Source organism: Flavobacterium hankyongi, from assembly GCF_036840915.1.
In the GTDB taxonomy this organism is placed as follows: Bacteria; Bacteroidota; Bacteroidia; order Flavobacteriales; family Flavobacteriaceae; genus Flavobacterium; species Flavobacterium hankyongi.
In genome coordinates this window covers 2,434,258-2,448,015 of the sequence record NZ_CP085725.1, presented here as the reverse complement: position 1 = coordinate 2,448,015, position 13,758 = coordinate 2,434,258, and the positions used below count along the sequence as shown (strand labels likewise).

Annotated in this window: 11 protein-coding genes and 2 tRNA genes; 5 read left to right on the top strand and 8 right to left on the bottom strand. The window is 31.8% G+C overall.

Annotated features, from left to right (window positions below; genetic code table 11):
* The first annotated feature begins 42 nt into the window (after positions 1-42).
* Both LJY17_RS11205 and LJY17_RS11200 read left to right on the top strand, forming a co-directional pair.
* A complete protein-coding gene (locus LJY17_RS11205; RefSeq protein ID WP_264543910.1) occupies positions 43-705 on the top strand; it encodes an aspartate kinase in 663 nt (220 codons plus the stop codon).
* A gap of 99 nt (positions 706-804) precedes the next feature.
* Positions 805-2,907, top strand: a complete 2,103-nt coding sequence (locus tag LJY17_RS11200) for a M48 family metallopeptidase (protein WP_264543909.1) — start codon at positions 805-807, stop codon at positions 2,905-2,907.
* On the opposite strand, the gene mfd is transcribed toward LJY17_RS11200, so the two are convergent.
* Both mfd and LJY17_RS11190 read right to left on the bottom strand, forming a co-directional pair.
* Positions 2,904-6,257, bottom strand: a complete 3,354-nt coding sequence (gene mfd / locus LJY17_RS11195; RefSeq protein WP_413614509.1) for a transcription-repair coupling factor — start codon at positions 6,255-6,257, stop codon at positions 2,904-2,906. The two genes, LJY17_RS11200 and mfd, sit on opposite strands and share 4 nt — an antisense overlap.
* A gap of 11 nt (positions 6,258-6,268) precedes the next feature.
* Positions 6,269-6,853: a hypothetical protein gene (locus LJY17_RS11190; protein ID WP_338441327.1), complete on the bottom strand. Its 585-nt coding sequence runs from the start codon at positions 6,851-6,853 to the stop codon at positions 6,269-6,271.
* A 207-nt stretch (positions 6,854-7,060) separates the two neighbouring features.
* Here LJY17_RS11190 and LJY17_RS11185 point away from each other — a divergent pair, with 207 nt between their 5' ends.
* Positions 7,061-8,014: an NAD-dependent epimerase/dehydratase family protein gene (locus LJY17_RS11185; protein WP_264543907.1), complete on the top strand. Its 954-nt coding sequence runs from the start codon at positions 7,061-7,063 to the stop codon at positions 8,012-8,014.
* Between the two features lie 41 nt (positions 8,015-8,055).
* Here LJY17_RS11185 and LJY17_RS11180 read toward each other — a convergent pair whose 3' ends face one another.
* The 6 genes from LJY17_RS11180 to LJY17_RS11155 all read right to left on the bottom strand — a co-directional run bounded on the left by LJY17_RS11180 (position 8,056) and on the right by LJY17_RS11155 (position 12,691).
* A complete protein-coding gene (locus LJY17_RS11180) occupies positions 8,056-8,559 on the bottom strand; it encodes a nuclear transport factor 2 family protein (protein WP_264543906.1) in 504 nt (167 codons plus the stop codon).
* Between the two features lie 64 nt (positions 8,560-8,623).
* Positions 8,624-8,697, bottom strand: a tRNA-Asn gene (locus tag LJY17_RS11175).
* Between the two features lie 36 nt (positions 8,698-8,733).
* A tRNA-Asn gene (locus LJY17_RS11170) sits at positions 8,734-8,807 on the bottom strand.
* A gap of 71 nt (positions 8,808-8,878) precedes the next feature.
* The gene (rseP, locus tag LJY17_RS11165) at positions 8,879-10,213 is read right to left on the bottom strand and encodes an RIP metalloprotease RseP (protein ID WP_264543905.1); all 1,335 of its coding nucleotides are present in this window, start codon (positions 10,211-10,213) and stop codon (positions 8,879-8,881) included.
* Positions 10,214-10,289: 76 nt separating this feature from the next.
* Entirely contained in the window at positions 10,290-12,266 is a 1,977-nt protein-coding gene (locus LJY17_RS11160; protein WP_264543904.1) for a M1 family aminopeptidase, read from the bottom strand.
* Positions 12,267-12,358: 92 nt separating this feature from the next.
* On the bottom strand, positions 12,359-12,691 hold the full coding sequence (locus LJY17_RS11155) for a single-stranded DNA-binding protein (RefSeq protein ID WP_073307864.1): 333 nt from the start codon (positions 12,689-12,691) through the stop codon (positions 12,359-12,361).
* Between the two features lie 175 nt (positions 12,692-12,866).
* Between LJY17_RS11155 and LJY17_RS11150 the strand changes: the two genes are divergently transcribed.
* Together LJY17_RS11150 and LJY17_RS11145 are read left to right on the top strand one after the other, a co-directional pair.
* Positions 12,867-13,412, top strand: a complete 546-nt coding sequence (locus LJY17_RS11150) for a YfiT family bacillithiol transferase (RefSeq protein WP_264543903.1) — start codon at positions 12,867-12,869, stop codon at positions 13,410-13,412.
* Entirely contained in the window at positions 13,409-13,756 is a 348-nt protein-coding gene (locus tag LJY17_RS11145; protein WP_264543902.1) for a hypothetical protein, read from the top strand. The genes LJY17_RS11150 and LJY17_RS11145 overlap by 4 nt, the downstream gene beginning before the upstream one ends.
* The last annotated feature ends 2 nt before the right edge of the window (positions 13,757-13,758 follow it).

Below are 13,758 nucleotides of genomic sequence, written 5' to 3'. Positions count from 1 at the left end.
AATTGTTTATTTTCTATATTTGCAAAAAATTAGGATAGATAAATGAAAACGATTTCTTCAGTAGTAGAGAACTACATTAAAACAAAACCCTTTTTATTAAATGCCCTTTCTCAAGGGATAATTAACCTTACTTCATTAGCGAGAACGATAACAGATGAGCTAGAAGAAGAATTAGGCAAAGATGTAAAACAAGGTGCTGTGATAATGGCGTTGAAGCGTCTATCTGAAGACTTAGATTTTAAAGTGAATCACAAGATTACTAAGGTTTTGAAGAACATTGGAGAGATTACTGTTCGTTCTTCGTTAACAGATTATACTTTTCTTATTTCAGATTCTATTTTAAACAAGCAAGCTGATTTAATTACTGATATTGATTCACACTCGGATATTTTTTATACTTCTTCACGTGGTGTAAACGAGACAAATATTGTAGTAAGTGATAGTATTTCTCACCTGATAGAAAAGCATTTTAAAGGAGAAAAGTTAACTCAAAAATTAGAAAATTTAGCTTCTATTACAGTTAAACTACCAAAGGAAAACATCTCGGTTCCTGGAATCTATTATTTTATTTTTCAACGATTGGCTTGGGAAGGAATTGTTATTTATGAGGTAATTTCTACTACAAATGAATTTACGATTTTAGTTGATGATGATATTGTAGACAAAGCTTTTAAAGTAATCAAGGATTTGAAAACGACAAAATAAAAAAAAGCCAGATTTAATAATCTGGCTTTTTTATTAAAATTACATTTAATAATTTTTTCTGTTTAGGGACAATATTTATATTGCATAAATTTTAAAAAAATGAGTTCCAAAATTACTGCCCCAAGTCCAAAGACTTTACCTTCAAACCTTACAAGTTTATCAAAAAATTATCTTTTTAAAGCAACATTAGCAATTGTTGGTATTGTATTGTTTTTTCTTCTGTATTTATTTATGATTTATAGTTTGGTCATTCTTGTGAAATATGCTTTTATCTACGAAATAGAAGACATTAACAAACTGACAATATTGATGAAATTGGGCGCCATTGCAGGCTCAATAATGCTTTTACTTTTTACTTTAAAGTTTGTTTTAAAATTAAGAAATGTTCAACCTGACAATAGGATAAAATTAAATAGGGAAGAACATAACGAGTTGTTCGATTTTATCCATCAAATCTGTACAGAAACAGGAGCGCCAAAACCAAAATCAATCTATGTTGATCCTGATGTTAATGCTTATGTACGATATACTAACATCTGGATGAGTTTAATTTTGCCTACTAAAAAGGATTTAACTATAGGACTGGGCCTAGTTAGTACTTTAAATTTAAGTGAGTTTAAGGCAGTAATGGCACATGAGTTTGGTCACTTTGCACAAAAAAGCATGAAGATTGGAAGTTATATACATAGTGCAAATACTATTATTCATGATATGATTTTTACTAGAGATAAATGGGATGATATATTAGATCAATGGAGAAACTCGGATATTAGACTTTCTGCTGCTGCTTGGGTGATTACACCAGTGATTTGGTTAATTAGAAAAGCGTTAGAATTATTTTATATGTTTTTGAATTTAATGCATTCTTCACTCTCAAGAGAAATGGAATTTAATGCAGATAAAGTTGCTGTAAAAAGTGCAGGAAGTGTTGCAATAGTTTCTGCCTTATGGAAACTTGATTACGGGTTTAATTATTGGAACAGTATATTAAACAATGCTTACTACGCTTCAAAGAAGAATATTTTTACTGATAATTTATATTTTCACAAATCTAAATTTGCTTTAAAGAATAAGCCTTTGCTCGATGAAAAATTTAATTCATTGGAAGTTGAACTAAATGGTTCTAAGAAGTTTTTTGAAAAAGATGAACATTCTAGTGTAAGTATGTATGCCAGCCATCCGCCAAGTGAACAAAGAGAAGCTAATGCCAAAACCCCATTTGTTGATTGTGAATTTGATGAACGTTCACCATGGGAGCTATTTTCAAATAAAGAAAAAATACAAAAAGAAATGACTTTGTTTGTTTATGATAAATACTTTAGTCAAAAACCTCAAAATTTCGTTTCTGAAGCAGAGTTTGAGAAGTTTATTGAGTCAGAATCAAGAAATTTAAATTTAGTAGATGAATACCAAAATACTTTTCAGAATAGATTCCTTAACTTGCCCGAAATAGAGATATTAAAAAGCGAACAGGCATTTGAAGGTGATTTTACACAACGTCTGGATAGCTTAAAGGAAGAATTAAAAGTTTTAATGGAGCCAGTTCTTGTTTTGGAAGAAAAAATGAGCATTGCGTTGAATATTTTAAACGGTGAAACTAAGCTTAAATCATTAAATTTTAATAATGTAGAATACACTAAAAAGAACGTAACTGAAGCTTATAATTTGATTTTTGCTGAAAGAGAAAAATTATTTAATGACACCTTTAGAGAGTGGGATTATAAATTTGTTGTTTCTCATTACAAGCTTTCTTTAAAACATGGTTTTAACGATCATTATATTAAACTCATTGAACAGCAAAAAAAGATAATTAATGTATATAGAAAGCTTATAGAAATTAAAAATCAAATAGTTGGAGATATTCAGAATATACAATCAAAAAGTGAAGTTACTCCACTAATGGTGAATAACTTATCTGAAGACATTGTAAATCAAACTTTTAGAATAAATGATGAAATAAATACTATTGATGAGAGTAATTTTGTTTCTATTTCAAATATTGATTCAGTCCAAGAGTTAAAAGAATCACTAGTTGATGGAGGACAAATTAAAAAAGAATCTGGAAATATTTTTGAAAATGGCGGGATAGGTAAAATTATGGACTCTATTGAAATCGGATTAATTAATTGTAATCGTGTTGAAAATAAAAACTTAGATGAAATTTTAATTCTAAATAAAAAACTGATAGAGATGGAAAATTAAATCATCTCTATCAATTCCAATGCTTTTTTAATCGATTTTACATTTTCGAAACTCAATAACAAACGGAGACCATTTTTGGTCTCTTTTTCTTTCATTTTACATAAGTTGTTGTTTTGCTGGACAAATGACAATACTTTGTGAAAACGAGCTGATTGATAGTAATTACTTTGTTGGTCGCCTAAGAAGTAGCAAACCATTTTTCCTTGCTTTAGCACCAACTTTTCAATACCCAAATGAGAAGCAATCCATTTAATACGTAAACTATCCAATAACGCCAATGCCGGTTTTGGCATTTTACCAAAACGATCTTCAAGCTGTTGTTGATATTCTTGAAGTTTTTCTTCGGTTTTGATAATAGCTAAATCGTTGTATAAGCTCAAACGTTCTGTGACACTATTAATATAATCATCCGGGAATAGTAATTCGAAATCAGAATCGATTTGAAGGTCTTTTACATATTCTTTAGTCTCTATATCGCTTTCTTCAGGATATAAATCTTTGAATTCGTTTTCTTTTAATTCTTCAATCGCTTCTTGCATGATTTTTTGATAGGTTTCGAAACCAATTTCATTGATGAAACCACTTTGTTCTCCTCCCAAAAGATCTCCAGCACCACGAATTTCTAAATCTTTCATGGCAATATTAAAACCACTGCCCAATTCGCTAAATTGTTCCAAAGCTTGAATACGTTTTCGAGCTTCTTCGGTCATTGCTGAATAAGGAGGTGTAATGAAATAACAGAAGGCTTTTTTATTGCTTCGGCCCACACGACCACGCATTTGGTGCAAATCAGATAAACCAAAATTATTGGCATTATTGATGAAGATTGTATTAGCATTTGGTACATCTAATCCGCTTTCTATAATGGTTGTAGCAACAAGAACGTCAAAATCACCTTCCATAAAAGACAACATAACTTCTTCCAGTTTTTTACCATCCATTTGTCCGTGACCAATACTCACTTTGGCACTTGGAACTAAACGCTGAATCATTCCTGCAATTTCCTGAATATTTTCAATTCGGTTATTGATGAAATATACTTGACCGCCACGTTCAATTTCGTATGAGATAGCATCTCTTATAACCGTTTCGTTAAAACCCACCACTTGTGTTTCTATAGGATAACGGTTAGGTGGTGGCGTAGAAATTACAGATAAATCGCGTGCTGCCATCAATGAAAACTGTAAAGTCCTTGGGATTGGCGTAGCTGTTAGAGTTAAGGTATCAATGTTTTCGGCAATGGTTTTAAGTTTGTCCTTAACATTTACGCCAAACTTTTGCTCTTCATCTACAATTAATAAACCTAGATTTTTAAACTTGATGTTTTTATTTACTAATTGATGAGTTCCAATGATGATATCTAGTTTTCCAGACTCTAAATCTTTTAAAATTTCTGTTTTTTGTTTGGCAGTTCTAAATCGGTTGAGGTAATTTATATTGACTGGCAAATCTTTTAAACGTTCTCTAAAAGTTCTATAATGCTGATATGCTAAAATTGTTGTTGGAACTAAAATAGCAACCTGTTTACTATTGTCGGCAGCTTTAAAAGCGGCACGAATGGCAACTTCGGTTTTGCCAAATCCAACATCACCACAAACCAAACGATCCATTGGGCGGTCACTTTCCATATCGGCTTTAACTTCTTGAGTTGCTTTTAATTGATCTGGTGTGTCTTCATAAATAAAAGAACTTTCTAATTCATGCTGTAAATAACTATCTGGAGAAAAAGCAAATCCTTTGTCCAATCTTCTTTTTGCATACAATTGGATTAAATTGAAAGCAATATGTTTTACTCTTGCTTTAGTTTTTTGTTTTAATGCTTTCCAAGCACTAGAACCCAATTTGTAAATTTTAGGAGGAACCCCGTCTTTACCATTGTATTTGGATATTTTGTGTAGTGAATGAATACTTACATACACAATATCATTGTCGGCATAAACTAACTTTATAGCTTCTTGAGTCTTGCCATCAACTTGAATTTTTTGTAATCCTCCAAACTTTCCAATTCCGTGGTCGATGTGTGTTACATAATCACCAACCGAAAGCGCATTAAGTTCTTTCAGAGTAATAGTCTGTTTTTTAGCATAACCGTTTTTGATTGAGAACTTATGGTAACGTTCAAAAATTTGATGGTCTGTATAACAAGCAATTTTGTTTTCATAATCAATAAATCCTTGATATAACGGAAGAACAATCGTTTCATAATCTTTTACAAAATCTTCATGGTCTTTTTCATCCATCGATTCGAAAATGTCATGAAAACGTTTGGCTTGTTGTTCATTGGCACAAAAAAGATAATTCTTAATTCCGTTTTGACGATTGCTTTTCAAATCCTCCATTAACAAATCGAATTGTTTATTGAATGACGGCTGAGGTTTGGTTTGTAATTCGAAACTTTGTTCTACTCTGAAAGTTGGCTTACTATTTAATTCGACAATTGAAAAATTCAGCGCTTGCTTTATGAAAGAACTTTGGTTTAGAAACAATTCTTCAGGAGAAGCATGCTTAATATCTTTTGATAGTTTTTCGAAACTTTCTTCGGCTTTGCCAAATAATTTATCCAAATTGGTTAACAACAAATCGGTGTTTTGGATAAAAAGTGTTGTTTTTGGATTGATATAATCTAAGAAGCTCTCTCTTTTTTCTTCTAATAATTTATTCTCAAAATTGGGAATAATGGTAATTTTACTTTTCTTTTCTATCGAAAGTTGTGAAGCAACATCGAATGTTCTGATACTATCCACTTCATTTCCAAAAAATTCGATTCGATAAGGGTTGTCATTTGAAAAAGAGAAGACATCTAAAATTCCTCCTCTTACCGAAAACTCACCAGGTTCCGTAATAAAATCGACACGTTTGAAATTGTATTCAAATAAAACTTCGTTTATGAAATCAATAGAAACTTTTTCGCCAACAGCAACTTTTAACGTGTTTTTTTCAAGTTCTTTTTTGGTAACAACTTTTTCGAATAAGGCTTCGGGATAAGTTACTATTATAGCAGGCTTCTTTCGAGAATTGATTCTGTTTAAAACTTCAGATCGCAATAAAACATTTGCATTGTCTGTATCTTCAATTTGATAAGGTCTTCTGTAAGAACTTGGATAAAAAAGAACATTGTCTTCGTTAATTAACTCTTCTAAATCGTTTAGTATATAGGCTGCTTCTTCCTTTTCATTTGCAATAATTAGAAATGTTTTGTCTAATTTTTTGAACCAGCTTTCAATAGCAAAAGAAAGAGATGATCCAACTAATCCTTTTACATTAATTTTAGCGTCACCAGTAATTGAATTGGTAATAGCTTCAAATTTAGGTTCATTAGCAAAAAGCTGTTTAATGTGCTCTGTACTCAACGTGATGTAATTTATTGAACTGTTAATTCTTTTTTAATGTTAGTTTGTGGTGCTCCTTGAGTGGGAGGGCTTACTGTTTTTATAGAATCCTGTTGTGATTCTAATGGATTTGCACCCCCTCGAATTGAGTTAAGCATTTCTTGTTCTCCTTCTTCAAACTGAATGTGACTTCTTCTCACGATTTCTTCAATTTGATCTTGAAAAGCATTTACCTCCTGATTTAAGTCAGTAACTAATGTTAGTACTTTCTTTTCAGGAATTCTGTCAAAAGCCATAAAGGTGTTTAATGCCCTTACTTTTGTCACAATAGCCATCAATCGACTTTTTATTTGTGGTTTTTGAAGTTTGTTTGGAATGGATAGATTAAGTCCTTCAGATTTTTGTGCTAAACTTTTTGTTTTTTGCTTAAATGCACCAATTGTACTTTTAGGTTTTTGATATAATTCTGCTGTGAATAATCGCCATTCGTTCCAGTTTGTAGCAATAGATTGCGATTCTGGGGTTAAAGCTCTTGGAGTAAAATTCCAGACTTTATTAATGTTGGTAAAAACTAATTCTTTTTCTTTAAGTGCCCTAGTTATTTCTGCTTGATGCATAACAGAATCGTCTTTACATCCAGTAAAAATCAAGCAAAGAAAAACAGAAAATAGTGCTAATAACCTCGTCATAGTATCACAAAAATAAAACTGTAACGCAAATGTAAGGTTTTTGTTTTTTGCGTAATCATAAGTGTTAAAGTTCTTAAGAAGAATTAAGTTTTATAATTTGCGAAAACGTTATCTTTGTGACACAACTTTATAAAAATGGACACGAAAATATTAATTATAGGTGCTTGTGGTCAAATAGGTACCGAACTTACTCAAAAGTTAAGAGCCATTTACGGCGTAAATAATGTAATAGCATCTGATATTAGAAAATTAAATATTGATGTTGTTAATGATGGAATTTTTGAAGTCGTAAACGCATTAGATTACAATCAAATTGAGCACTTAATAGAAAAATATCAAATTACTGATGTTTATTTAATGGCGGCTCTTCTTTCAGCAACTGCAGAGAAAAACCCTGCTTTTGCTTGGGATTTAAATATGAATTCACTTTTCCATGTTTTAAATTTAGCCAAAGCTGGAAAAATTAAAAAGATATATTGGCCTTCGAGTATTGCAGTTTTTGGGCCTACTACACCAAGAGAAAACACACCTCAATATACTATTATGGAGCCATCTACTGTTTACGGAATTAGCAAGCAAACGGGTGAAAGATGGTGTGAATATTATCACACACAATATGGTGTAGATGTGAGAAGTATTCGTTATCCTGGTTTAATTAGTTGGAGTACACCTCCAGGTGGTGGAACTACAGATTATGCTGTTGATATTTACCATAAAGCCATTACCGAAGGAAAATTTACTTCGTTTTTGTCTGAAGACTCGGCTTTACCGATGATGTATATGGATGATGCAATTAAAGCGACTATTGGAATCATGGAAGCCCCTGCTGAGCAGATTAAAATTCGTTCTTCGTATAATTTATCGGCAATGAGTTTTACACCAAAAGAAATTGCTGCAGAAATTAAAAAACATTTTCCAGATTTTACTATTGATTATGCGCCAGATTTTCGTCAGAAGATTGCAGATAGCTGGCCAGCTAGTATAGACGATTCAAGGGCAAGGGGAGATTGGGGTTGGCAGAATGACTACAATATGGAAAATATGACAGTTGAAATGATTGCTAAACTTAAAGAGTATATCTACAAATAATAAAAAAGGAACGATTATCGTTCCTTTTTTTATGGTTGTTTTTATTTAGCGATTTTAGGCGTAGGTTTTAATTTTTCAATAAGTGTGTCTTCAATAGGAGTCTTTATTTTAATTACATCGTTTGTGTTGTCATTAGGTATAGTCATTGAAAGTACATAATGCTTTATTTTCCATTCCTTACCTTCTTTAACTAATACACCAGATCCACGACAAATTTTCATTTGGGTGTTTAGCAATTCATCAAACCAAGCAATATTTTTAGTTTTATCAAAATAAATATTACGCTCTAAAGCGGTAAAATTCCAAGCTTTCCCTTTGTCAAAATAAGGTTTAGCAAAATCCATGAATTGTTTTTTATTCCAGTTTTCGGTTGCATCTGTTCCAATAAAAATAGATTCGTCGGCCAAGTAACTAAAATAGTTGTCAAATTTGGCTTCTGCGGCAGCTTTGTGCCAATTGTCTAATAATTGATTGATTTCAGTTTTTTCTTTTGTTTGGGCAAAGGAAACACATGAGAATAAAAGTAAAAGAAGAGTTTTTTTCATGATTGATGTTTTTCTCAAATATATGAAATAAAAAAAGAGCAACACTTTTGTATTGCTCTTTTTGCTCCCCCTCTTGGGCTCGAACCAAGGACCCTCTGATTAACAGTCAGATGCTCTAACCAACTGAGCTAAGGAGGAATCACCTAAAAGGTTTATGTGTTTGCTAAAAAGTTGCTCCCCCTCTTGGGCTCGAACCAAGGACCCTCTGATTAACAGTCAGATGCTCTAACCAACTGAGCTAAGGAGGAAGATTAATATCTTTTTAGCGAGTGCAAATATAATCGAAATTTTATAATCGCAAACAAAAAGCTTTAAAAAATTACAAAAAATTCTTTGCTATGATTTGGTAAATATCTTTTCCAAAAGTTAAAGCCATTAAGCTCAGTAAGATAATCATTCCGAAAGTTTGAACTCTTTCGGCAGCTTTATCACTTAAAGTTTTACCAGTAATCATTTCTGCAATGGTAAAAATTGCATGTCCACCATCTAGACCAGGTATTGGCAATAGGTTCATAAAGGCTAAACCAATTGAGAACATAGCTGTAAAGCCCCAGATAAATTCCCAATCCCAAGTTGTTGGTAATTTTTGTGTAATTCCGATAGGACTCATAACTTGTTTATAAGCTTCTGTTTTTGGTCTTAAAATCAATTTAAATTGTTTAATGTTGTACGTAAATTGTGTATAAGACTCGTTTATTGCTGCTGGGATTGCTTGAATTAAACTTAATTTATTAGTTATTAAAAAATCGTTTTTATCTTTTGTTGTAGGGAAGAATCCAATTTTACCGTCTTTTGAAATAGTTGTATTTAAATTTACTTCTTTATTAGCTCTCAAAACAGTTAATGAGACTTGTTTCCTAGAGTTTTCTTTTAATAAGTCTGTTAATTCATCAAAATAGTTAAATTTAATACTGTCAATTTTCACGATTTGATCACCTTTTTTTAATCCAGCTTTAGAAGCTATACTATTAGGTAAAATAGAGTCAACAAAAACAGTTGCTATTCTTGGTTTTATAAAATCTCTACCTTCAGAACCTAAAATTTTACTTTTTTGCTCGTCAGAAATATGTAATATTTCTTTTTCCCCGTTTCGTTCAATTTCTACATCATTTCCTAATAAAACGTCAATGATTAGGCGATTGAATTTTTCCTGAGTTTTGCCGTCAACTGAAACAATTTTATCTCCATTTTTAAAACCTGCGTTTAATCCAGATTCTCCAAAAGCTAATCCCTTTTCCTGAATTTTTGCCGTAGACACATATTTTTGTCCATAGGTACTATATAGTGTTGTATAAATAATCCAAGCTAAAAGTATGTTTACAGTAATACCACCTAGCATGATGATAAGTCTTTGCCAAGCTGGTTTAGAACGAAACTCCCAAGGTTGTGCAGGTTGCTTCATTTGTTCTTTATCCATGCTTTCATCCATCATTCCAGATAGTTTAACGTATCCACCAATAGGCAGCCAGCCAATTCCCCATTCGGTATCGCCAATTTTCTTTTTAAATAAAGAAAACCAAGCGTCCATGAATAAGTAAAATTTTTCGACTCTAACTTTGAATAATTTAGCTGGTAAATAATGCCCGAATTCATGTAAAATTACTAATACCGAAAGGATAAATATGATTTGAGCAATTTGAATAAGTGTATCCATTTTAAACTTTAAAAATTTCTATAAAAAGCAAAAGTAAGACTTTCGCCTTACTTTTTACACAATAGCTATGCTGAGTTTAGTTTTTTATCAATTTTTTATGAAATATCCCTTCATTAGTTTCTAGAGTCACTACATATAATCCTTTTGCAAGTCCTGATAAATTTATTTTACTTTGATTAGATTCTAAAGACTTTTGACCTATAGAATTATAAATACTAATTTTTTGAAGAATTGTAGATGATGGTATCTCAATGGTTAAAATATCTGAAACTGGATTAGGAAAAACATTGATGGCCGTTTCTAAATTAAAAGAATTAGTACCTAAAGTCGCTGTGCTGTTACGGGAAATAATATTTTTATTTGGATCAAAAATTACATTTGTGATTGTTGTTCCAGCTGGTAAAGTAATATTAAAACTTTGTCCACTAAATGTGTTGTTTAATTTCACGTCAAAATTTGATCCATTACTTAAAACTAAACGAACTGGCACTGGCATTTCATAAAACGAAACATATCCAGTTTGAGCGTTATTGGTTATTGATTGTGTTTGGTTGATTACAACAGTAGCTTGGTTAGTTCCTGAATTATAAGCGTTTATTGTATAAATAGGATAGCCTTCTTTGTAAACCCAATCATCAAAAAATTCTTGTAGACTAGCTCCATGAACCGCCTCAAGGTGAGTTTGAAATTGTGGAGTTACTGCATAGGCATAAGCTAAAGTTGGATCGTTTAAATAATTTCGTAATGCCTGAAAAAAGTTAGCATCTCCCATGATATAACGCAACATGTTGGTTACCATAGACCCTTTATTGTAAGTAAGACGGTTACTAAAAATTCTATTTACATCAGTAAGTTGAGCGTCATATAAGTACAAATTTCCTATAGGAGATGAGGTTATGCTGGTGATTTTTGAATTTTTCCAGTTTACAAAAGAAGCAGCTCCATCAAGATTTTCAACTACACATCCAGACATGTATTCTGTAATTCCTTCATTTAACCAAATATCTTTCCAAGAACCGCAAGTAACTTTGTCTCCAAACCACTGGTGTGCCATTTCATGAGCTATCAATGATCTGCTCATTGTGCCTCCAGATCCAGTCATAAAAGAAACGGTTGTATGTTCCATTCCACCTCCCCAGCCCATTTCGGCATGACCATACTTTTCATTTCTAAAAGGATATGGTCCTATAATTGTTTCATAAAAGTTAATTATTGTTGGAGTTACTCCTAAGGTAGGTGTCATAGTTGCACTTGTTTCAGGATAAATATAATTCACGATAGGGAAAAATGGACTTGCAACTGTTCCAAGTCCTCCTTGTTGATTATAAATTTGATAATTTGACACAGCAATTGCAATAAGATAAGCAGGAATTGGATAGCTATGATGGTAGTGTGTTGTTGCGTTAGCACCATTAATAACCCTTGATTGTTGTAAGCCGTTTGAAACGCTTGTGTATTGTGATGGAGCTGTGATGTAAACATCTATTCCGTTATCTACTTTGTCATTCAAATCTTGTTTACAAGGCCACCAATCTCTTGCTCCATAAGGTTCAGATAATGTCCAAAGAATAGGAGAGTTTGTCCCATGGACGTCAACCACAAAAGAATCGAAACCACTGTTTGCAGGAACACCAGAATAAATAATTTCAACAGTTGCAGATGTACCTGCAAGTTGGGTAGAAGGTAAGTTTATAACTAATTCTTCACTTGTATTTTGTGAAAAAGTAGAAGTAACATTGTTAACTTTCACTGAACTTACTACTAAATCACTTGTTAAATCAAAGGTAATAGCATTCATATTTGACAATGCAGTATAATTAGTAGTTACCTTACCACTAATTTCCCTGACTGTTGGATCTACATTAAATTCTAATTTATGATAGGTTATATTGTAATTTAATGTATTTGGGTTTACAGCTAAATTTAATTTTTTTGATGCAGATTTCATTTCTGCTTCTACCATTTTTTCAAAATCATGGTCATGATTCTGTTTTTGAGAAAACACATGAGTAGAAAAAAGTAGTATTAATGACAAGTAGGTGATTCTTTTCATTTTTGTAGGTTTTTTGTAAAAGTAACAAAATATATAAATATTGTAAGTTTTTAATAAAAAAACCTGTCAATTGACAGGTTTTTTTATTAAAATTATTTACTTAGTAATAATAACTCGTTGGCTACTATTTCTGTGAAATATTTTTTTTCTCCATTAGAATCTTCCCAAGTTCTATAAGTTAGTTTCCCTTCTAAAGCAATTTCCTTTCCTTTACTCACAAAGTTTTCAATGATTTCTGCTGTTTTTCCCCAAGCAGTTATATTGTGCCACTGTGTGTCGGTTACTTTTTCCTTTTTGTCATTATAATAGACTTCGTTAGTAGCTAACGTTAGTTTTGCTAATTTTTTTCCTCCTTCAAGAATTTTGATTTCTGGCTCTTGTCCTACGTGTCCAATTAATTGTACTTTGTTTCTTAATGCATTCATGGCGTTAAAATTTAAATGTTATTGTTAGTTAAAATTATCGTCATTCATTTTGACACTGCAAAGATTAGATGGGGTTTAAAAATTATTCGGTACAAAGTCGTTTAATTTCGATTGTAAATATTTGTTGTCGTTTGTAAGTAGGAATTTTAGTATCTTTAAAACAAATAAACAAACAATGAATCTCGAAGCCTTAAAATTCCCTATTGGAAAATTTCAGTTTGATCCTGATGTTACACGCCAACAAGTACAGGATTGGATAGCTACTATTCAATCTTTTTCACAAGAAATAGAAAATATAACTCAATCACTTACTACAGAACAACTTAATTGGAGATATAGACCAGAAGGATGGTCAATAAAGCAAGTTATACATCATTTGGCTGATAGTCATATGAATGCTTTAATCAGAATAAAATTAGCGCTAACAGAAGATGCACCAGTTATAAGACCTTATGAAGAATCGCTTTGGGCAGAATTGTGTGATGGTTTAAACAATGATATTTCGGCTTCCTTAAAAATCATAAATGGAGTTCATGAAAAATGGGCTTATGTTTTAAAGAATCTTTCAGATCAACAATGGAACAAGATGTATTTTCATCCGCAACACCAAAGATTGTTTTCGGTTAAGGAAGGATTAGGAATCTACGATTGGCATTGTAAACATCATTTGGCACACATAAAACAAGCTTTAGATAATAACGGAAATTTTGGAAGTCTATGAAAGCTTGTTTAGAGTGTGGAGAAAAATTGGTAGGTCGGGAAGACAAGAAGTTTTGCAGTGACGGTTGCCGAAATGCCTACAATAATAAAATGAATAAAGATAGTACCAATTTGATGCGTAACATTAATAATAAGTTGCGTAAAAACTATCGTATTGTATCAGAACTTAACCCCGATGGAAAATCGAAAACAAGTAGAACAAAACTAATTTCTAAAGGCTTCGATTTTGAATATTTCACCTCTATTTATACTACTAAAACTGGAAATGTGTATTATTTTTTGTACGACCAAGGTTATATGGCGATAGAAAATGATAGCTATGTTTTAGTTAAAAAAGAAACTTAACC